The sequence below is a fragment of the Mesorhizobium sp. LNHC221B00 genome, assembly GCF_000502935.1.
Classification (GTDB): domain Bacteria; phylum Pseudomonadota; class Alphaproteobacteria; order Rhizobiales; family Rhizobiaceae; genus Mesorhizobium; species Mesorhizobium opportunistum.
Map to the genome: position 1 here is coordinate 1 of NZ_AYWR01000065.1, position 364 is coordinate 364.

The 364-nt window shown below is 67.6% G+C and carries 1 protein-coding gene; it reads right to left on the minus strand.

Annotated elements, in window-relative coordinates; all coding sequences use genetic code 11:
• The coding region (locus tag X741_RS1000000170650) for an Ig-like domain-containing protein (RefSeq protein WP_023781035.1) at positions 1 to 364 on the minus strand (364 nt) is incomplete at both ends.

A 364-nucleotide genomic window follows, 5' to 3' on the forward strand; every position in this document is an offset into this window, starting at 1 on the left:
GCGGTGCCGTTGGCATCCGCGTTGCCGCTCAGGCTGAGATCGAAGGTGCCGTCGGTGGTGACCGCCGGGGTGTTCGGCGTGCCGGTGTCGGTGAGGTTGGCAAAGGCCAGCGTGCCGGCGCTCGGCGCGGTGTTGTCGACCACGACCTCGATGGCATTGCTGTTCGAGCTGTTGCCGGCCGGATCGGTGACGACGGCGCGGAACTGATAGTCGCCGTCGGCCAGGCTGGTCTGCGTGGCAGTCGTCGAGGTCCAGTTGGTGCCGCCATCGGTCGAAACTTGATAGGTCACCGCGGTGCCGTTGGCATCCGCGTTGCCGCTCAGGCTGAGATCGAAGGTGCCGTCGGTGGTGACCGCCGGGGTGT